The sequence below is a fragment of the Brachybacterium sp. sponge genome, assembly GCF_001613775.1.
Classification (GTDB): domain Bacteria; phylum Actinomycetota; class Actinomycetes; order Actinomycetales; family Dermabacteraceae; genus Brachybacterium; species Brachybacterium conglomeratum.
Genome location: NZ_LRMP01000001.1, coordinates 498,692 through 516,302 on the forward strand (window position 1 = coordinate 498,692; position 17,611 = coordinate 516,302).

The window sequence follows — 17,611 nt, forward strand, 5'->3', positions numbered from 1 at the left end:
CCCCTCACCCCGCACGCGCCCCTCACCGGCCAGCTGATCGACGTCCGTTACCGGGACCCGACCAGTTGTTCGACGTCACGTACCAAGAAGCTGGTACCGGACGTCGAACAACCCCCGCGGCGTGGAACGGGACGTCGATCAACCCGGCACTGCGGGGATCCCGGCGCGGGCCGAGCGGAGTTCTTCGACGATTCTTCCCATTTCTTGGTACGAATCGTCGAAGAACTCCTCCCCGGCAAGGAATCGATCGTCGGACACCCGCCGCGCGAGCGGCACACATCGACCAAGGAGCAGCATGTCCCCCCTCTGGATCGGCACCAGCTGGAAGATGACCAAGACTCTCGCCGAGGGTCGCGCCTGGGCCGAAAGCCTGCGCGATCACCTCGCGAGCGAGCACGGCGGCCAGGCCCCCTCAGGCGTGCAGCCCTTCGTGATCCCCTCCTTCACCGCCACCACCACGGTGCGGGGCGTCCTCGGCGAGGACTCCCCCGTGCTGCTCGGCGTGCAGAACGCGCACTGGGAGGACGAGGGCGCGTGGACCGGCGAGGTCTCCGTGCCGCAGGCGAAGGACGCCGGCGCCCAGGTCGTCGAGATCGGGCACTCGGAGCGGCGCGAGCACTTCGGGGAGACGGTGGAGACCACGCGGCTGAAGGTCGCCGCGGCGCTGCGTCACGGCCTCACCCCGCTGCTGTGCATCGGGGAGAGCGCGGAGGTGAAGGAGGCGGGCGGCTCCAGCGCGTTCATCCTCGAGCAGGCCGCGGGCGCGCTAGAGGGACTCTCCGCCGAGGAGCTCTCCCGCGTGGTGATCGCGTACGAGCCGATCTGGGCGATCGGCGAGAAGGGCCGTCCCGCGACGGTCGAGGAGCTCGTCGAGCCCTTCGCCGCGCTCGGCGGGCAGTACTCGGGGAAGGTCACGGGGTTGCTCTACGGCGGGTCGGTCAACCTCGACAATGCTGCGGACCTGCTCGGGATCGAGCACGTCACCGGCCTGTTCGTCGGCCGCACCGCGTGGAAGCTCGAGGGCTACCTCGAGCTGCTGCGGATCGCCGAGGCGCACGCGGCCGCCTGATCTGTCGCCCGGCGCCCTGATGTGCTGTGGTGGGGGCATGAACACGCCTTCCGCCCTCACCGCCGACGACCGTCGTCACCTGCGCCGCTGCGTCGACCTCGCCGCCGAAGCGCTCGCGGCGGGTGACGAGCCCTTCGGCTCGGTGCTCGTCGATGCCGACGGCGTCGAGCGCTTCGCCGACCGCAACCGCGTCGCCGGCGGCGACCACACCCGCCATCCCGAGTTCGAGATCGCCCGCTGGGCAGCCGCGAACCTCACGCCCGAGGAGCGGCGGGAGTCGACGACGTACACCTCGGGCGAGCACTGTGCGATGTGCGCGGCCGCCCATGCCTGGGTGGGACTGGGCCGGATCGTCTACGCCTCCAGCACCGAGCAGCTGCTCCAGTGGCAGGGCGAGCTCGGCGTCCCCGCCGGGCCGGTCGCCCCGCTGCGGATCCCGGAGGTCGCGCCGGGGATCGACGTCGCCGGACCGGACCCGGAGCTCTCCGCCGAGGTCCGGGCGCTGCACGCGAAGGCCGCCGGCCGCTGAGCTGTGGCGCTCAGCGCTGCTGGGCCGCCATCCAGTCCCAGATCCGCACGCCTTCGTGCTGCGGGTCGTTGCGGGCCACGTAGATCCACGACCAGTGGCCGGGGTAGTCGACCCCGTCCCACTCGACGGTCGGGTAGAGGCTGAGGATCGAGTCCTCGATCAGCTCGTGGAAGCGCACGGTGTTCGCCTCGGCGTCGATCGTGTCGTCGTTCGCGGCGGCGACCAGCCAGGTCGGGGTCTCGGCGAGCGAGCGCAGGGTGTCGTCGGAGAGGTGGTACGTGCCCTCGGGCCCGCTCACCGCGCCGCAGATCGGGACCTGGGAGGCGAAGCGTCCGGGCTGCTCGGCGACCATCTTCAGCGTCATGTAGCCGCCGTTGGAGCAGCCGAGCACGTGGATGCGGTCCTCGTCGATGTCCTCCCGGGCCACGACCTCGTCGATGACGGCCTGGATCTGCGGGGCGAAGCCGTCGCCGTCCTGCATCCACGCCGAGGTCGACTGCGGGGCGAGGACGTAGGCGCCGCCGAACGCCTCCTGCGCCTCGTCGGTCGCGAGGCCGAGGGCGCCGCGGTTCGCACGGAGGGTGGTCTCGTTGTCGTAGTAGTCGTGGCCGCCGGTGAGGAGTCCGCCCTCGCCGCCGCCGTGGAGCCACACCACCAGCGCCCGGCCCTTCCGTCGGCCGGCGCCCTTCGACCTCTTCGAGGCGGGGGTGAACAGGCGGTACTTGAGGCCGCCGTCGACCTGGTGGTGGGTGAAGGCGTCGACCTCCGGGGAGACGAGCGCGCCCTGGACGAAGGTGCCGAGCTCGACCGCGGCCCCGCTGCCGCGCTTCCGCAGGGGAGCTGCCTGGGTGATCGTGTACTCGAGGTCGAGCTGGACGTTGCGGCCCGAGGTGTACAGCAGGGTCGACGCGCCCGCGACGTCTTGGCCGTGCTCGAGCTCGAGCACCGCGTCCCGTCCCGACCAGCGCACGGCCGTGACGGCGCGGTCCTGCTCGTAGGCGAGGGCGCCGTCCAGCGGGCTGGTCGCCCGGACGTGGACGGCGAAGGTGTCCACGGTGAGCGACTCGCGGGCCACGGGGGCGAGGGCCCGGGAGCGCAGGGTCAGGGTGACGACCTGCTCGCCGCCGTCGAGGACCTCGGCGCCCAGGTCGAATCGGACCTGCGCGTACCTGCCGCGGCCGGGCGGGTCCGCCTGGGCGGCGGCAGGCAGGAGGGCGGTCGCGCCGACGGCGACGCCGACGGCTCCGGTGGTGAGGAGGGAACGGCGGGGCAGGGTGGTGCGCATGTGAGGGACTCCTTCGTCCATGGCATCCGGGCCGGCACTTCGGGGCTGCGTGCCGGTGGACGGAGATTAGGAGCGGCTCACTAATTCCGTCAAGGACGGGACCGGGTCCTGGGACCCGGCCGCCCCGCACGGCCGACGGCCCCCGCCGCCTCCCACGGCCGACGATCGCCGCCTGCGCACGGACACCTCCGGGGCGTCCCTCCCAGGATCAGGGGGACATCCCCCAGGGGATCCTCACGGTGCCGCGATAGCCTGGGAGCCGTCGACGACGAGGGCCCGCGCCGGGTCCGCGGCCGCGCTGGTCGCCTCCCGCGATCGCCCCGAGGCCGGACCGCAGGGCCCTCACCGTCGAGACCTCAGCTCCGTCCACAGAGAGGTCCGCGGTTCCCATGAGCCCCCAGAGCCCCTCGCCCCGCCGGCACCCGGCACGTCCCGGCGGGACGCCCTCGCGCCCCGGTCCCGGCGCGCACCCCGGCCTGCGCGCCCCGGCGCCGCCCGCGCCCGGCTCGTGGGCCGCCGGCACCGCGCCCCTCGAGGGCACGGTCCATGCCCCGCGCTCCCGCTCGGTCTCGCTGCCCCGCAGGCGCGGGCGCTGGCTGACCGTCGGCGTGCCGGTGGTGCTCGCGGGCGTGCTCGGGATCAGCAGCTTCATGCTCCTCGGCGTGAGCGCCCTGGTGGGCGGCGCCGGTCTGCTCACCCCGTTCCTGGCGAGCCTCGGCATCGCCGCGATGGCGGGCGGCGGCAGCGCCTTCCTGCTGCGCAATCGTCGACCGAGGCCGACGCGCCTGGGCCGCTCCGCGGAGGAGATCTCCTCCGGCACCCGGGCGATGCTGGAGAAGATCGTCAAGGACTCCACCCAGCAGCGCCGGCGCATCCATCGGATGCGGCGCCGGAGCCAGGGGCCGACGGAGAAGCGTCTGCTGGACCGCGCCGAGACCCTCCTGCTGCGGGTCGACGCGCTGCTGGGCTCGGCGGCGCTGCAGTCCCGTCGCGCCTCGGACCCCGACGTGATGCTGCTGGAGGGCATGACCGAGCGCTACGTCCCCGAGCTGGTGGGCGCGCTCGAGGACACGGTCGGCTTCCTGACGCCCGGCTCGACGGAGGACACCCGTGCCCGTGCGGCGGGGAACCTGCAGCGCATCGACGAGCAGCTCGCGGTGCTGGACGGGCGCCTGGACCGGCTCGAGCACGAGGTCGTCTCCGGCGTCTCGCGCACCCTCGACGTGCACTCGGAGTTCCTCCGCGCCCGCTTCTCGGAGCCGTCGGCAGATCCGGCCGGCGACCGCTGAGCCGGTCGCTCCTCGGCGCAGCCGACGGTCCCTCAGCGACGGCCCCGCGCCGATGGTCCCGCCGCGCTCCGACGTGACCGTCCGCCCGGCGTGATCCGACGGCCCGGCGCGGACCGTCAGCCCTTCGCGGCGCCGCCGGCCTCCTCGGCCTCGGCGACGGCGTGGGAGCGCTCGAGCACGGCGGCGAGGTGCTCGTCCAGGGCCTGCAGCGCCCCGTCGTGATGGTGGCGGCGCACCTTCTCGAGGATCCTGCCGTGCTCGGTGTAGGCCTCGTGGACGTCGAGCGCGGCGGGTCCGCCCACCCAGGTCTGGCGCATGCGGTGGGTGTGGGCGCGCACCGTCTCGACCATCGTCGAGAGGTAGCGGTTCCCGGAGTGGTCGAAGAGGGCCTGATGGAAGGCCCAGTCGGCGTGGAAGTGCTCCTGGAGCAGCTCGATGCTGACCTCGCCGGCCGCCTCGATACGGGCGATGACGTCGCCGTGGGCGGCGTGGGCCTCCTCGAGGGCGGCGAGCAGCGCGTCCACGTCCTCGAAGGCGCGACCGAGCGCCGCGGTCTCGACGACGCGGCGGGCATCCAGCAGCTCGGTCATCTGCTCGGCGTCGAGCATCGGTGCGACGACGTAGCCGCGCAGCGCCACGTACTCCACCAGCCCGGAGCGCTCGAGGGACACCATCGCCTCGCGTACCGGGGTCGGGGAGACCTCGAGGTCGCGGGCGAGTCCGTCGATGCTGAGACGGGCGCCGGGAGGCCAGCGAGCCTCCAGCAGTCGCTGAAGGATCAGCTCCTCGACCTCGGCGCGCAGCACCTGCCGTCGCACAGCCATCACGGCACTCCCCTCTCTGCCCGGAGCGGGCCTCCTCGCCCGTCCCGGTGGCGTCGATCGTCGCACGGGCGGCGCGTCACGTCCGACGCACACGCCCACGCGGCATCCTATAGGAAGTGGGGACCTTCGATGACAGATCGATGACAGGCGGCGCCGACGCCCACGGGCCACCGTCGGGGAGGGACGAGCTCGATGCTCGTCATCTTCACGAGTGCGCCCCGCCCGCACCCAGCCCGAAGCCGCGCAGTCCCTCGAGCGCCGCATCACGAGCGAGCGCCATCTCCGTGAGCGCCGCGTTCGCAGCAGGACCGGGGTCCACGGCCTCGGCGGGCTCCAGGAGCGCGGCACAGGCTGCGGACAGCACCTCCTGCGGATCGCTCCCGGGCAGCAGATCGGCCACGGGCTCCTGCTCGTCGAGTCCGAGCAGGCCGTGGAGCAGGGCCGCCGTGGCATGCACCTGCGTCGTGGAGTCCAGATCGCTGCGGATCACTCCGTGCTCACGCAGCACGGGGAGGACGCGGGCGAGCACGGCCACGGGGCCGACATCACGAGTGACCTGGACGATCGCGGGGTGCGTGGCGATCACGCCGAGCAGCCCGGCGCCGGAGGACTGCACGGCGGCGACGAAGGGGTGACGGTCCAGGGAGCGGCCGACCAGCGGGAGCAGTCGTCGCGGGACGACGAGCCCGGGGTCCTCGCGGACGGCCGCCTCGACCTCGGAGAGCGCGTCGAGGAAGTCCTCGGCGAAGAGGTCGGCGAAGAGGTCCTCCTTCGTCGTCCAGTACAGGTACACCGTCCCCTTCCCGACGCCGGCGCGGCGGGCGATCTCGGCGATGGTGATGCCCTGCAGGCCGCCGCGCAGCGCCATGTCGCGGGCGGCCTGCCTGATCCGCTGGATCCGCGGCGACGGGGCGGCGGTGGACGTCATGGGTTCCTCTCCTCGGGGGTCCCGGCCATCATCCCTCACTCGTCCCTGACGCGCGGGGAGCGCTGCGCTCAGACGGCGAGGTCGCTGTCGCGCCTCCGGAAGGTGGGCAGGTTCGCGATGACGGCCCTGGTCGGCGGGAAGGAGAACAGGAATCTCTGCACCGGTTGCGTGCGTCCGCGGCGTGCGATCTCCTCCGCGGTGTCCACGGTGAAGAGGCTGCGCATCGGGGCGGCGGAGAGCTGGAACTCCTCAATCGGTTCGCGCAGCTTCGCCTCCCAGGCGGTGAGCGCCTTCTCCAGGGACTCCGGGTGTCGCTCGAGCATGACCCGGAGCGCATCGGCCCCGCTGAGGCTCGAGGTGGCGCCCATGCCGGAGTAGAGGCTCGGACACCAGGCGGCGTCGCCGAGCAGCACCACGCGGCCGTGGTGCCAGTGGTCCACGTGCACCTGCTCGACGGAGTCGAAGAGGAACTCGTCGGTCGACTCCAGGTGGCCGAGCGCCGCCTCCATCATCTCGCCGAGCGGCTCGGGGCCGTAGATCTCGCGCAGATGCGCCGCGACACCGATCTCCTTGGCCCGGGCGCGCTCGGCGTCGACGTCGTCGGCCCGGTAGGAGAACAGCACCGTCGGAGCATGGTCCCGGAAGGGGAAGACGGTGAAGGAGCGGCCGGGCTCCGTGATCCTCCCTCCGTCCTGGGACTGCATTCCGGGGAGCGCCTCCGGGAGCTCGAAGGCGCAGATCATGTCGCCGACGCGTTCGAGATAGTCCTCGTGCGGCCCCCAGACCAGGCGTCGGACGGTGGAGCGGAGGCCGTCGGCGCCGACCACGAGGTCGTAGTCCTCGGTGCGCTCGCTGCCGTCGGAGCTGTCGCGCAGCGTGACGCTGGTGCGCTCAGGGCCCTGGACGATCGCGACGGGCGAGGTCGAGAAGCGGATCGGAACACCGGCGGGCAGCGCCTCGTAGGCCGCCTTCTCCACGTCGCCGCGCAGCATCATCCACGGGTTCGCGGGCAGGTCGCCGAAGCCCGGGGCCGAGGAGCGGCTCCCTCGCCGATCGAAGCTGTAGCTCATGCCGTCCTCGGCGTTTCGGGGGCGGATGCCCTCGATCCCGAGGTGCTCGCCGGCGATGCGTCCGCTGCCGAACATCATGATGAAGTAGCCGCCCCGACGGCGCTGCCCGGAGCGCTCGACGATCTCCGGGTGCCACCCGGCGCGGTGGAGCGCGGTGGCGGCCGAGAGGCCGGCGATCCCGGCGCCGACCACCAGCGCGCGACGCGAAGGGGCGGACGCGGGGGCGGAGGGTGCCGACGTGGACGAGTTCGCCGACGGCGAGGCGGGCAGGGTCGAGGTGTGGGAGACGGTGGAGTGCGGCGGGACGGGTCGCGGTGTCGATGTCATGTCACCATGATGGAACCACCTGACCACATTCGTCATTTGGTCAGTCCGAGACTGTCTCGAAGCTCACAGCGCACGAGCTCTCACTGACGGGGCGTCCGACCGACAGGACGGGGCCGCCTCACCCCGCGAGCGCCCCCGGGAACCCGAGGTGCTTGGCGATGATCCCGAGCTGGACCTCGTCGGTCCCCTCCCCCACCTGCAGCACGCGGCTGTCGCGGTAGTGGCGGGAGACGACGTTCTCGTTGAGGAAGCCGTAGCCGCCCCAGATCTGGCAGGCGTCGCGGGCGTTGTCCGCGGCGGCGTGGCTGCCCACGAGCTTCGCGATCGACGCTTCCTGGGAGAAGGGGATCCCGGCGTCAAGGCGGCGGGCGGCCTCGTGCATGAGGGCGCGGGCGGAGGCGACGCGGGCCTGCATGCGGGCGAGGGTGAAGGCGATGTGCTGGTGCTCCCCGAGCGGCTTGTCGAAGACGATGCGGCTCCTCGCCCGCTCGACGGCCTGCTCGAGGCAGCCCTGTGCGGCGCCGACGCACAGCGCCGCGATCGCGACGCGCCCCTGGTCGAGGCTCGCCAGGAAGTTCGCGAAGCCGCGGCCCTGCTGCCCGATCAGGTTCTCCTCGGGCACGCGCACGTCCTCGAGCAGGAGGGGGTGGGTGTCGGAGGTGTGCCAGCCGACCTTGTCGTAGCTCGGCAGCACGGTCAGCCCGGGCGTGCCGGTGGGGACGATGATGCTGGAGAGCTCCGGGACGGTGCGCCCGTCGGCCGTGCTCTTCTGCCCGGTGACGGCGGTGATCGTGACCAGCGAGGTGATGGGGGTGCCGGAGTTGGTGATGAACTGCTTGGACCCGTCGATCACCCACTGCCCGTCCTCGCGCCGCGCGGTGGTGCGGGTGGCGCCCGCGTCGGAGCCGGCCTCCGCCTCGGTGAGGCCGAAGGCGGCGAGCTGCTCGCCGCGGGCGAGGGCGGGCAGGTAGCGGCGCTTCTGCGCCTCGGTGCCGTAGGAGAGGATCGGCATGGCGCCGAGGCCGAGCCCGGCCTCGAGGGTCACGGCGATGGACTGGTCCACGCGGGCGAGCTGCTCGACGGCGACGCAGAGGGAGAGGTAGTCGCGGCCCTGCCCGTCGTACTCGCGCGGGATGGGCAGGCCGAACAGGCCCATCCTCCCCATCTCGGCGATGATCTCCATCGGCAGGCGCCGGGCGGTGTCGTACTCGTAGCTGGCGGGGGCGACGACCTCGTCGGCGAAGGCGCGCACCTGGGCGGCCAGGCGCTGGTGCTCCTCGGGGAGCATCTCGGTGCCGGCGGGCGGGGCGGGGGTCAGCAGGGCGCTCATCGGAGGGTCTCCTTCTCGGGCCGGACGTCGGTGTCGGGTGAGGCGGCGGGGGCGGGTGGAGCGGCAGGCGCGGCCGACGGGCCCTCGGCGGCGGACTCGGCCGACGAACCGCCCGTGGACGCGGCGGGAGCCGCCTCGGGCGCGGTCGCCGCGGCGCGGGCGAGCAGGGCGCGGGCGTGGCGCAGCAGCGGCCCGTCGACCATCCGCCCGTCGTGGGCGAAGACGCCGCTCCCGGTGCGTTTGGCGGCGTCGAGCAGCTCCCGGGCGCGCTCGACCTCCTCGGCCGACGGCGCGTACGCCTCGCGGACCACGCCGACCTGGTCCGGGTGCAGGCAGGCGGTCGCGGTGAAGCCGCTCGCGGCGGCGTCGACCGCCTCGGCGCGCAGGCCGTCGTGGTCGGGGAGATCGAGGTGGACGGCGTCGATCGCGGAGCGGCCGTGTGCGCGGGCGGCGAGCAGCACGGCGGAGCGGGCGTGGCGGACCGCTTCGCGATAGGAGCCGTCCTCGCCTCGGGAGGAGGTGCCGCCGAGGTCGGCGACGAGGTCCTCCCCGCCCCACATCAGCGCGACCACGTCCGGGTGGGCGGCGAGCGCGGGCGCGGCGAGGATCCCGCGCGCGGTCTCGCACAGCACCAGCACCTTCGCGCTGGGGATCGCGGCGACGAGGCGGTCCACCTCGGCGACGGAGCCGGCCTTGGGGAGCATCACCCAGCGGGGGCGCAGAGCGGCGAGCGCGGTGACGTCGGCGGTGAAGTCGGAGGTGGCGGGCGGGTTCACGCGCACGATCGTGCGGGCGGGATCGAGCTGGTGCGCGGCGACGGCCTCGCGGGCGGCCTGCTTGTGGTCGGGGGCGACGGCGTCCTCGAGGTCGAGGATCACGGCGTCGGCGCGGGCGGCGGCCTTCGCGAAGCGTTCGGGTCGGTCGCCGGGGCAGAACAGCAGCGCGGGGCCGACGGGCAGCGGCTCATGGGCTGCCTGCGCGGCGGCTCCGGCGGAGCGGCCGACGGGGCGGTGCAGGGCGTGATCGGCGAGGGTCATGAGGGCTCCCGGGTGTGCATGAGGGTGGTGCGGGCGGCGCGGACGACGATGTCCCCGTGCTGGTCACGGCCGGTGTGGACGAGGGAGACGACGGACTGCCCGGGCCTCGAGCGCGAGTCGCGCACCTCGATGACCTCGGTCTCGGAGTAGAGGGTGTCGCCGTGGTGGAGGGGCCTGGGGAAGCTGATCTCGGTGAAGCCGAGGTTCGCCACGAGCGTGCCCTGGGTGAGCTGGGCGACCGAGGCGCCGACGACGGTGGCGAGGGTGAGCATCGAGTTCACGAGCCGCTGCCCGAACTCGGTGCCCTCGGCCCAGGCGGCGTCGAGGTGGAGGGCCTGCGGGTTCATGGTCATGGTGGTGAACAGGACGTTGTCCGCCTCGGTGAGGGTGCGGCCGGGGCGGTGGACGTAGACCGCGCCGATCTGCAGCTCCTCGGCGTAGAGGCCGCGCTGCACGATCCGGGGGCGGTCGTCGGCGGCGGCTGGGTCGTGGCCGACGGTGTCGGGGGTCATCAGGACGCCTCCTCGAGGGTGAGTCCGGGGGTCTCGTCACTGCCCGTCTCCGCCTCCACCAGCGCGAGCTCCTGCCCGCGGGTGACGCGCTGACCTGCGCTGACGTGGAGGCGCACGGTGCCGGCCGACGGGGCGTGGAGGGTGTGCTCCATCTTCATCGCCTCGACGACGAGCACGGCCTGGCCCTCCTGGACCTGGTCCCCGTCGGCGACGAGCACGGCCGTGACGGCGCCCGGCATCGGGGAGTCGAGGGTGGGGGCGGTCTCGCGACGGGAGCCGGCACGGGCGGTGCGGTGCAGCACGAGCTCGCGGTCCTCGCCGGGCAGGCCGATCCAGACCGCGTCCTCGCTCGCGTGGTGACGCAGCGGCAGGCGCAGCCCGTCCACGGTGACGGCATCGCCGTGGAGGGCGAGTCTCAGCGCGACGGACTCGCCCTCACGCTCGATCTGTGCCCTGGCCTGCGTGGACGGCCCGGTCAGCGCCACGCTGACCGCTCCCCCGTCGGCCGCCGCGAACCGCACCCGGAAGGGCGCCGGCTCCCCGAGCCGCCAGCCGGAGGGGCGGTGCCAGAGCCCGTCGGGCCGGGCCGCGTCGAGCTGCTCGCGGTGCACGAGCGCGGCGACGGCGAGGGCGCGGTCGCTGACCGGTCCCCGTCGCAGCTCCGGAAGGTGCCGCTCGATGAGTCCCGTGTCGAGCCGCCCTTCGACCACCTCGGGCAGGGAGAGCAGGGCGCGGAGGAAGGCGGTGTTGGTGACGACGCCCAGCAGGTGCGTGCCCGCGAGCGCACGATCCAGGGCAGCGAGCGCGGCCTCGCGGGTCGGGGCGTGGGTGATGACCTTGGCGAGCATCGGGTCGTAGGAGGTGGAGACCTCGAGGCCCTCGGCGAGCGCGTGGTCCACCCGCGTCCCGCGGGGCAGGGCGAGGTCGAGGATCCTCCCGCCGGTGGGGAGGAACCCGGAGTCCGGGTCCTCGGCGTAGACCCGGGCCTCGATCGCATGGCCGCTGACCTGCACGTCCTCCTGCGCGAGATCGAGCCTCTCCCCCGCGGCGATGCGGAGCTGCGCGGCGACGAGGTCGATGCCGGTGACGGCCTCGGTGACGGCGTGCTCGACCTGGAGGCGGGTGTTCATCTCGAGGAAGAACGGCTCGTCGGGGGCGTGCGCGTCGACGATGAACTCGACGGTGCCGGCGCCCACGTAGTCCACCGCCCGTGCCGCCTCGACCGCGATCTGCCCGAGCTGCTCGCGCTGGGCGGGGGTGAGGGTGGGGCTCGGCGCCTCCTCGATGACCTTCTGGTGGCGGCGCTGGAGGGAGCACTCGCGCTCCCCCAGGTGGATGACGTGGCCGTGGGTGTCGGCGAGGATCTGCACCTCGAGGTGGCGGGGCGCGGTGATCCAGCGCTCGAGGAAGAGGGTGTCGTCGCCGAAGGCCCCGGCGGCCTCGCGCCGGGCGGTCTCGAGCGCGGCGGGCAGCTCGGCGAGGTCCTCCACGAGGTGCATGCCCTTCCCGCCCCCGCCGGCGGCGGGCTTGACCAGCAGCGGGACCCCGATCTCGGCGGCGCCGGCGAGCAGCGCGGCGTCGTCCAGTCCGGGCGCGGCCAGGCCCGGCACGACGGGCACGCCGCGGGCGGCGACGGTCTCGCGGGCGGTGATCTTGTCGCCCATGGTCGCGATCGCGGCGGCGGGCGGGCCGACGAAGGCGATGCCCGCCGCGGCGCAGGCGGCGGCGAGCTCGGCGCGTTCGGAGAGGAAGCCGTAGCCGGGGTGGATCGCGTCGGCCCCGCTGGTGCGGGCGGCGCGCAGCACCTCGTCGACGGAGAGATAGGAGTCGATGCGCACGGCGGCGTCGGCCGCGGCGACGTGCGGGGAGTCGGCGTCCTCGTCGGTGTGGACGGCGATGCCGGCCATGCCCAGCGCGCGGACGCTGCGCAGGATGCGCAGGGCGATCTCGCCGCGGTTGGCGATCAGGACGGTGCGGAGGCTCATGATTCCCTCACATCCGGAGGACGCCGCGGCGGATCGCGGGCAGCGGGGTGCGGGTGACGACGTCGAGGGCGAGGCCGAGCACGGTGCGGGTCTGGGCGGGCTCGATCACGCCGTCGTCCCAGAGCCGGGCGGTGGAGTAGTAGGGGCTGCCCTGGCGGTCGTAGTCCTCCTCGATGGGACGCCGGAACTCCGCCTCGTCCTCGACGGACCAGGTGCCGCCGCCCGCCTCGATGCGGTCGCGGCGCACGGTGGCGAGCACGGCGGCGGCCTGGGGCCCGCCCATGACGGACACGCGCGCGTTCGGCCACAGCCACAGGAAGCGGGGCGAGTAGGCGCGCCCGCACATCGAGTAGGTGCCCGCGCCGAAGGAGCCGCCGATGACGACGGTGAGCTTGGGGACGCGGGCGCAGGCGACGGCGGTGACCATCTTCGCGCCGTCCTTGGCGATGCCGCCGCGCTCGAACTCGGCGCCGACCATGAACCCGGCGATGTTCTGCAGGAACACCAGCGGGATCTCCCGCTGGTCGCAGAGCTGGACGAAGTGGGCGCCCTTGAGCGCGGACTCGCTGAACAGCACCCCGTTGTTCGCGACGATCCCGACGCGGTGGCCGTGGATCCGGGCGAAGCCCGTGACGAGGGTGGTGCCGTAGGAGGGCTTGAACTCGGAGAACTCGCCCGCGTCGACGATCCGCGCGATCACCTCGCGGACGTCGTAGGGGGTGGCGAGGTCCGAGGGGACGGCCGCTCCCATCGTGGAGGGGTCGACGGCGGGCTCCGGCGGCGCGCTGCGCGGCACCGGGGCGGCCGACGGCGCGGGCTCCGGCAGGGTCTCGACGATGTCCCGCACGATCTGGAGGGCGTGGGCGTCGTCCTCGGCGAGATGGTCGGCGACGCCGGAGACCTCGGTGTGCATCTGCCCGCCGCCGAGCTCCTCGGCGCTGACCTCCTCGCCGGTCGCGGCCTTCACCAGCGGCGGCCCGCCGAGGAAGATCGTGCCCTGGTCGCGGACGATGACGGTCTGGTCGCTCATCGCGGGGACGTAGGCGCCGCCCGCGGTGGAGGAGCCCATGACGGCGGAGATCTGCGCGATCCCCTCGCCGCTCATCCGCGCCTGGTGGTAGAAGATCCGCCCGAAGTGGTCGCGGTCGGGGAACACCTCGTCCTGCATCGGCAGGTAGGCGCCGCCGGAGTCGACGAGATAGAGGCAGGGCAGGCGGTTCTCCTGCGCGATCTCCTGGGCGCGCAGCTGCTTCTTCACCGTCATCGGGAAGTAGGTGCCGCCCTTGACGGTCGCGTCGTTGGCGAGGACGAGGCAGTGCCGGCCGTGGACCATCCCGATCCCGGCGACGACCCCGGCGCCCGGCGCGGCCCCGTCGTACATCCCCTCCGCCGCGAGCGGCGCGATCTCGAGGAAAGGGCTGCCGGGATCGAGGAGCTGGTCGATCCGCTCGCGGGCGAGGAGCTTGCCGCGGGCGCGGTGCTTCTCCCGCGCCGCCTCGGACCCGCCCCGGGCCGCGGCCGCGAGACGCTCCCGCAGCTCGGCGACCAGGGCGTCCATCGCCTCGGTGCGGGCGGTCGCCTCGGGCGAGGCGGGGTCGACGGCGGTGCGCAGCTGCTCCATGGCGCTCACCGCACCAGCAGGGTCGCGGGGTCGGCGAGGGTCTCGGCGATGTCCATCAGAAACGCGGAGGCCTCGGCGCCGTCGAGCACGCGGTGGTCGAAGGAGAGGGTGAGCGTGACGACGGTGCGCAGCGCGATCTCGCCGCGGTGCTCCCACGGCTGGCGGCGCAGCGCCCCGATCGCGAGGATCGTGGACTGGCCGGGGTTGAGGATCGGGGTGCCGCCGTCGACGCCGAACACGCCCACGTTGGTGACGGTGAGGGTCGAGCCGGTGACCTCGGCGGGGGTGAGCGCCCCGTCGCGGGCCCTCTGCGCGGTCTCGGCGATCGCGGCGGTGAGGGCGGGGCCGGAAGGAGCTTGGTGCCCGTCGGTGTCGATCTCGGGGAGGGTCGCGACGAGCAGGCCGCGGTCGGTGGCGACCGCGATCCCGAGCCTGACCTGGTCGAACATCTCGATCTGCCCGGCCTCGGCGTCGTAGCGTGCGTTCGCCGCGGGGGTGCGGGAGGCGGCGGGCAGGATCGCCCGGCACACGCTCGCGAGGAAGGAGGTGCGTCCGCCCTCCCGGGTGCCGCGGCCGAGCAGCTCGAGGGTGTCGGTGACGTCGATGGTGACGTGCACGGAGGCGTGCGGGGCGGTGAAGGCGGAGGCGGACATCGCCTGCGCGGTCTGCTTCCGCAGCCCGGTGACGGGGACGGTGTGCGAGCCGGCCGACGCGCCCGCGCGGGGCTCTGCACCGGACAGCCCCTGTGCACGGGCCTCGACGTCGGCGCGGAGGATCCGCCCGCCCGGACCGCTGCCGTGCACGCTGCGGAGGTCGACGCCCAGGTCGCGGGCGCGTCGGCGCACGGGCGGCATGGCCCGCGGCGTCGGCCCCTCCCTGGTCGGCCCGGCGGGGCGCGCGTACGGCGTGGTGGCGTAGCTGCGCGGCCGACGGCGGGGCCGTCCGGTGCCGGGCAGCACCGGCCCGTAGCCGACCAGCACCTGCTGGCGCTGCGGCCGCGCCGCAGGCTCCGCGGCCCCGGCGGCCTCGTCAGAGCCGTCGACGCTCGCGCCGACGCCGACCGGCACCGCGGCAGGCTCCTCGGCCACGGATCCGCTGGTCACAGCCCCGTCGACGGCGGGCCTGCCGGCGGATCCGTCGGCCGCAGACCCACCGGCGGGCTCGTCGGCGACGGACCCGTCGGCCGGTTTCCCGCCGGCCCCGGGCTCCGGTGGCGCACCCGCTTCGGCGAAGCCGACGAGCGGGGAGCCGACGTCGAGGGTCTGCCCCTCCTCGGCGTGCAGCGCGGTGATCCGTCCGGCGCGGGGACTCGGCAGCTCGACCAGCGCCTTCGCGGTCTCGACCTCGGCGAGCGCCTGGTTGCGCGCGACCTCGTCGCCGACCTCGACGTGCCAGGCGACGATCGTGGCCTCGGTGAGCCCCTCGCCGAGGTCCGGGAGCAGGAAGTCGCTCATCATGCCGCCTCTCTCGAGCTGCGGCGGCCGAGCGTGCGATCCACCGCGTCCAGGATCCGGTCGATGCCGGGCAGGTGGTGCTCCTCGAGCGCCGCCGGCGGGTAGGGCACGTCGTAGCCGGTCACGCGCTCGGGCGCGGCCTCGAGATGCTCGAAGCAGTCCTCGTTCACGGAGGTGATCACCTCGGAGGAGACCGAGACGTTCCCGGGTGCCTCGTGGGCGACGATCAGCCGTCCGGTGCGGCGCACGCTCGCGGCGACCGTGTCGCGGTCCAGCGGCGCGAGGGAGCGCAGGTCGATGACCTCGAGGTCGATGCCGTCGTCCTCCGCGGCCACGGCCGCCTCGAGCGCGGTGACCACGAGCGGGCCGTAGGCGACGAGGGTCGCGTCCCGTCCCTGCCGCAGCACGCGGGCCGTGGAGAGGTCGGCGGTGACGGTGGGGTCCACCTCGCCCTTTCCCCAGTAGCGGCGCTTGGGCTCGAGGAGGATGACGGGGTCGTCGCAGTCGATCGCGGCGCGCATCGTGGAGTAGGCGTCCTGCGGGTCGGCGACGGTGACCACGCGCAGGCCCGGGGTGTGGGCGAAGTACGCCTCCGGCGACTCGGAATGGTGCTCGACGGCGCCGATCCCGCCGCCGAAGGGGATCCGGATGACGAGCGGCATCCGCACGCGTCCGCCGGTGCGGTAGTGCAGGCGGGCGACCTGGGCGACGAGCTGGTCGAAGGCGGGGAACACGAAGCCGTCGAACTGGATCTCGCACACCGGCCGCATCCCGGCGTACGCCATGCCGACGGCGGTGCCGACGATCCCGGACTCGGCCAGCGGCGAGTCGATCACGCGCCGGCCGCCGAAGCGGTCCTTCAACCCGTCGGTGATGCGGAAGACGCCGCCGAGGGTGCCGATGTCCTCGCCGATCAGGAGCACGTCCTCGTCGGCGGCGAGCGCGTCGCCGAGCGCCGTGTTCAGGGCCGCGGCCATGGTCATCGTGGTCGTGGCCTGCGGGGTCGAGGCCGACGGGCTGGTGGCCGGCGCGGTCATGACGCACGCTCCGCGGGGGCGAGGGAGGCCTCGAGCGCGGCGAGCTGCTCCCGCTGGCGGGCGAGCTGCGCGGTCTCGGTGGGCAGTACGTGATCGAACAGCGACTCGGGCGAGGGGGTCGGGATCTGCGGGACGGCGGCGTGGAGGGCGTCGGCCGCCTGCTGTCCGCGCCGTGCGGCCTCGGCGCGCAGCTCCTCGACCGGGGCGCCGAGCTGCTCGAGGTGCCGCTCCAGACGCAGGAGCGGATCGCGCCGGCGCCAGGCGGCGAGCTCGTCCTCGTCGCGGTAGCGGGTGGGGTCGTCGCTGGTGGTGTGGGGGCCGATCCGGTAGGTGACGGCCTCGAGGAACAGGGGGCCGGCGCCGGAGCGGATCCGCTCGGCGGCGAGCCGGGTCGCGGCGTGGACGGCGAGCACGTCGTTGCCGTCCACGCGCAGGGAGGGGATCCCGAAGCCGGCGGGGCGGTGGGAGAGCGGCACGGTGCTCTGCAGGGCGACCGGCTCGGAGATCGCGTAGTGGTTGTTCTGGCAGAAGAACAGCACGGGGACGCGGAAGGAGGCGGCGAAGACCATCGCCTCGTTCACGTCGCCCTGGCTCATCGCGCCGTCGCCGAAGCAGGCCACGGAGATCCCGTCCTCGCCGCGGGCGGAGGTGGCCATCGCGTGGCCGACGGCGTGATGGGTCTGCGCGCCGATGATGACCTGCGGGGTGGCCATGTGGCGGGCGAAGGGGTCCCAGCCGGACAGGGTCGTGCCGCGCCAGACGGAGAGCATCTCGGCGGGCTCGACGCCGCGGCACCAGGCGATGCCGTTCTCGCGGTAGGAGGTGAAGAAGAAGTCGGTCTCCGGCAGGGCGCGGGCGAGACCGATCTGCGCCGCCTCCTGCCCGCGCAGCGGCGGCCAGAGCCCCAGCTCGCCCTGGCGCTGCAGGGCCACGGCCTCGTCGTCGAGCGCGCGGATCACGGTCATGTCGTGCAGCAGCGCGACGAGCTTCTCCTGGTCGACGTCCCGCAGATAGGGGTCGAGCTGGGCGTCGGGGCGGCGGGTGCCGTCCTCGGCGAGGAGTCGCAGGGGCTGGTCGAGAGCGCCGGCCAGGACGTGGTCGGGCTCGGCCGGGTCCGGACCGGTCGGGTCACGATCGGGCTCGGCCGGGCCGCGCGCGGGCGCGGCGGGATGCTGCGTGCTGGGCCGCTCGTCCCGGGGTGACCGGGTGGAGCCGGCGGACATCGTCGTCGACATGCGGACCTCCAAGATCCGTGGCGCCTCGTGAGTACCGAGGGGGCACCGGGGTGTGGTGCCGTGGGGACGTCATCGTCCC

The 17,611-nt window shown here is 74.0% G+C and carries 15 protein-coding genes; 3 read left to right on the top strand and 12 right to left on the bottom strand.

The annotated features are described in order from the left end of the window. The first annotated feature begins 295 nt into the window (after window positions 1-295). Together A4A78_RS02175 and A4A78_RS02180 are read left to right on the top strand one after the other, a co-directional pair. Window positions 296-1,069 carry a triose-phosphate isomerase gene (locus A4A78_RS02175; protein ID WP_062946791.1) on the top strand — a complete coding sequence of 258 codons (774 nt, stop codon included), beginning with the start codon at window positions 296-298 and terminating at the stop codon, window positions 1,067-1,069. A 37-nt stretch (window positions 1,070-1,106) separates the two neighbouring features. Continuing rightward, window positions 1,107-1,598, top strand: coding sequence for a tRNA-specific adenosine deaminase (locus A4A78_RS02180; protein ID WP_062946792.1), 492 nt, complete (start codon window positions 1,107-1,109; stop codon window positions 1,596-1,598). 10 nt (window positions 1,599-1,608) lie between these two features. On the opposite strand, the gene A4A78_RS02185 is transcribed toward A4A78_RS02180, so the two are convergent. Then, complete coding sequence (locus tag A4A78_RS02185) at window positions 1,609-2,883, bottom strand: prolyl oligopeptidase family serine peptidase (RefSeq protein WP_062946793.1); 1,275 nt, start codon at window positions 2,881-2,883, stop codon at window positions 1,609-1,611. A gap of 389 nt (window positions 2,884-3,272) precedes the next feature. On the opposite strand from A4A78_RS02185, the gene A4A78_RS02190 reads away from it, so the two are divergent. Continuing rightward, window positions 3,273-4,172 (top strand): hypothetical protein, encoded by a 900-nt coding sequence (locus A4A78_RS02190; protein ID WP_062946794.1) that lies wholly within the window; start codon window positions 3,273-3,275, stop codon window positions 4,170-4,172. Window positions 4,173-4,288: 116 nt separating this feature from the next. On the opposite strand, the gene A4A78_RS02195 is transcribed toward A4A78_RS02190, so the two are convergent. The 11 genes from A4A78_RS02195 to A4A78_RS02250 all read right to left on the bottom strand — a co-directional run bounded on the left by A4A78_RS02195 (window position 4,289) and on the right by A4A78_RS02250 (window position 17,532). Further along, window positions 4,289-4,996, bottom strand: coding sequence for a GntR family transcriptional regulator (locus tag A4A78_RS02195; protein ID WP_062946795.1), 708 nt, complete (start codon window positions 4,994-4,996; stop codon window positions 4,289-4,291). Between the two features lie 205 nt (window positions 4,997-5,201). Further along, entirely contained in the window at window positions 5,202-5,924 is a 723-nt protein-coding gene (locus A4A78_RS18230) for a TetR/AcrR family transcriptional regulator (RefSeq protein WP_062946796.1), read from the bottom strand. A 68-nt stretch (window positions 5,925-5,992) separates the two neighbouring features. Beyond that, entirely contained in the window at window positions 5,993-7,321 is a 1,329-nt protein-coding gene (locus tag A4A78_RS02205; protein ID WP_156488520.1) for an FAD-dependent monooxygenase, read from the bottom strand. 118 nt (window positions 7,322-7,439) lie between these two features. Then, complete coding sequence (locus A4A78_RS02215; protein ID WP_062946799.1) at window positions 7,440-8,651, bottom strand: acyl-CoA dehydrogenase family protein; 1,212 nt, start codon at window positions 8,649-8,651, stop codon at window positions 7,440-7,442. Beyond that, window positions 8,648-9,688, bottom strand: coding sequence for a CoA ester lyase (locus tag A4A78_RS02220; RefSeq protein ID WP_062946800.1), 1,041 nt, complete (start codon window positions 9,686-9,688; stop codon window positions 8,648-8,650). Before A4A78_RS02220 ends, A4A78_RS02215 begins: the two co-directional genes overlap by 4 nt. Then, the gene (locus tag A4A78_RS02225) at window positions 9,685-10,200 is read right to left on the bottom strand and encodes a MaoC family dehydratase (protein ID WP_062946801.1); all 516 of its coding nucleotides are present in this window, start codon (window positions 10,198-10,200) and stop codon (window positions 9,685-9,687) included. The genes A4A78_RS02220 and A4A78_RS02225 overlap by 4 nt, the downstream gene beginning before the upstream one ends. Further along, on the bottom strand, window positions 10,200-12,185 hold the full coding sequence (locus A4A78_RS02230) for a biotin carboxylase N-terminal domain-containing protein (RefSeq protein WP_062946802.1): 1,986 nt from the start codon (window positions 12,183-12,185) through the stop codon (window positions 10,200-10,202). Before A4A78_RS02230 ends, A4A78_RS02225 begins: the two co-directional genes overlap by 1 nt. A 7-nt stretch (window positions 12,186-12,192) precedes the next feature. Continuing rightward, window positions 12,193-13,806, bottom strand: coding sequence for a carboxyl transferase domain-containing protein (locus tag A4A78_RS02235; protein WP_062946803.1), 1,614 nt, complete (start codon window positions 13,804-13,806; stop codon window positions 12,193-12,195). Between the two features lie 5 nt (window positions 13,807-13,811). Further along, on the bottom strand, window positions 13,812-15,263 hold the full coding sequence (locus tag A4A78_RS02240) for a dihydrolipoamide acetyltransferase family protein (RefSeq protein ID WP_369816725.1): 1,452 nt from the start codon (window positions 15,261-15,263) through the stop codon (window positions 13,812-13,814). Then, window positions 15,260-16,297, bottom strand: coding sequence for an alpha-ketoacid dehydrogenase subunit beta (locus A4A78_RS02245; RefSeq protein WP_062946804.1), 1,038 nt, complete (start codon window positions 16,295-16,297; stop codon window positions 15,260-15,262). Before A4A78_RS02245 ends, A4A78_RS02240 begins: the two co-directional genes overlap by 4 nt. Continuing rightward, the gene (locus tag A4A78_RS02250; protein ID WP_062946805.1) at window positions 16,294-17,532 is read right to left on the bottom strand and encodes a thiamine pyrophosphate-dependent enzyme; all 1,239 of its coding nucleotides are present in this window, start codon (window positions 17,530-17,532) and stop codon (window positions 16,294-16,296) included. The genes A4A78_RS02245 and A4A78_RS02250 overlap by 4 nt, the downstream gene beginning before the upstream one ends. Window positions 17,533-17,611 lie beyond the last annotated feature (79 nt).

What these genes read in the sequence shown, in the direction of transcription:
- A4A78_RS18230 (WP_062946796.1), bottom strand. Translation starts at nt 5,924, where the DNA reads ATGACGTCCACCGCCGCCCCGTCGCCGCGGATCCAGCGGATCAGGCAG.
- A4A78_RS02220 (WP_062946800.1), bottom strand. Translation starts at nt 9,688, where the DNA reads ATGACCCTCGCCGATCACGCCCTGCACCGCCCCGTCGGCCGCTCCGCC.
- A4A78_RS02205 (WP_156488520.1), bottom strand. Translation starts at nt 7,321, where the DNA reads ATGACATCGACACCGCGACCCGTCCCGCCGCACTCCACCGTCTCCCAC.
- A4A78_RS02190 (WP_062946794.1), top strand. Translation starts at nt 3,273, where the DNA reads ATGAGCCCCCAGAGCCCCTCGCCCCGCCGGCACCCGGCACGTCCCGGC.
- A4A78_RS02235 (WP_062946803.1), bottom strand. Translation starts at nt 13,806, where the DNA reads ATGGAGCAGCTGCGCACCGCCGTCGACCCCGCCTCGCCCGAGGCGACC.
- A4A78_RS02195 (WP_062946795.1), bottom strand. Translation starts at nt 4,996, where the DNA reads ATGGCTGTGCGACGGCAGGTGCTGCGCGCCGAGGTCGAGGAGCTGATC.
- A4A78_RS02225 (WP_062946801.1), bottom strand. Translation starts at nt 10,200, where the DNA reads ATGACCCCCGACACCGTCGGCCACGACCCAGCCGCCGCCGACGACCGC.
- A4A78_RS02240 (WP_369816725.1), bottom strand. Translation starts at nt 15,263, where the DNA reads ATGATGAGCGACTTCCTGCTCCCGGACCTCGGCGAGGGGCTCACCGAG.
- A4A78_RS02185 (WP_062946793.1), bottom strand. Translation starts at nt 2,883, where the DNA reads ATGCGCACCACCCTGCCCCGCCGTTCCCTCCTCACCACCGGAGCCGTC.
- A4A78_RS02175 (WP_062946791.1), top strand. Translation starts at nt 296, where the DNA reads ATGTCCCCCCTCTGGATCGGCACCAGCTGGAAGATGACCAAGACTCTC.
- A4A78_RS02215 (WP_062946799.1), bottom strand. Translation starts at nt 8,651, where the DNA reads ATGAGCGCCCTGCTGACCCCCGCCCCGCCCGCCGGCACCGAGATGCTC.
- A4A78_RS02245 (WP_062946804.1), bottom strand. Translation starts at nt 16,297, where the DNA reads ATGACCGCGCCGGCCACCAGCCCGTCGGCCTCGACCCCGCAGGCCACG.
- A4A78_RS02180 (WP_062946792.1), top strand. Translation starts at nt 1,107, where the DNA reads ATGAACACGCCTTCCGCCCTCACCGCCGACGACCGTCGTCACCTGCGC.
- A4A78_RS02230 (WP_062946802.1), bottom strand. Translation starts at nt 12,185, where the DNA reads ATGAGCCTCCGCACCGTCCTGATCGCCAACCGCGGCGAGATCGCCCTG.
- A4A78_RS02250 (WP_062946805.1), bottom strand. Translation starts at nt 17,532, where the DNA reads ATGTCGACGACGATGTCCGCCGGCTCCACCCGGTCACCCCGGGACGAG.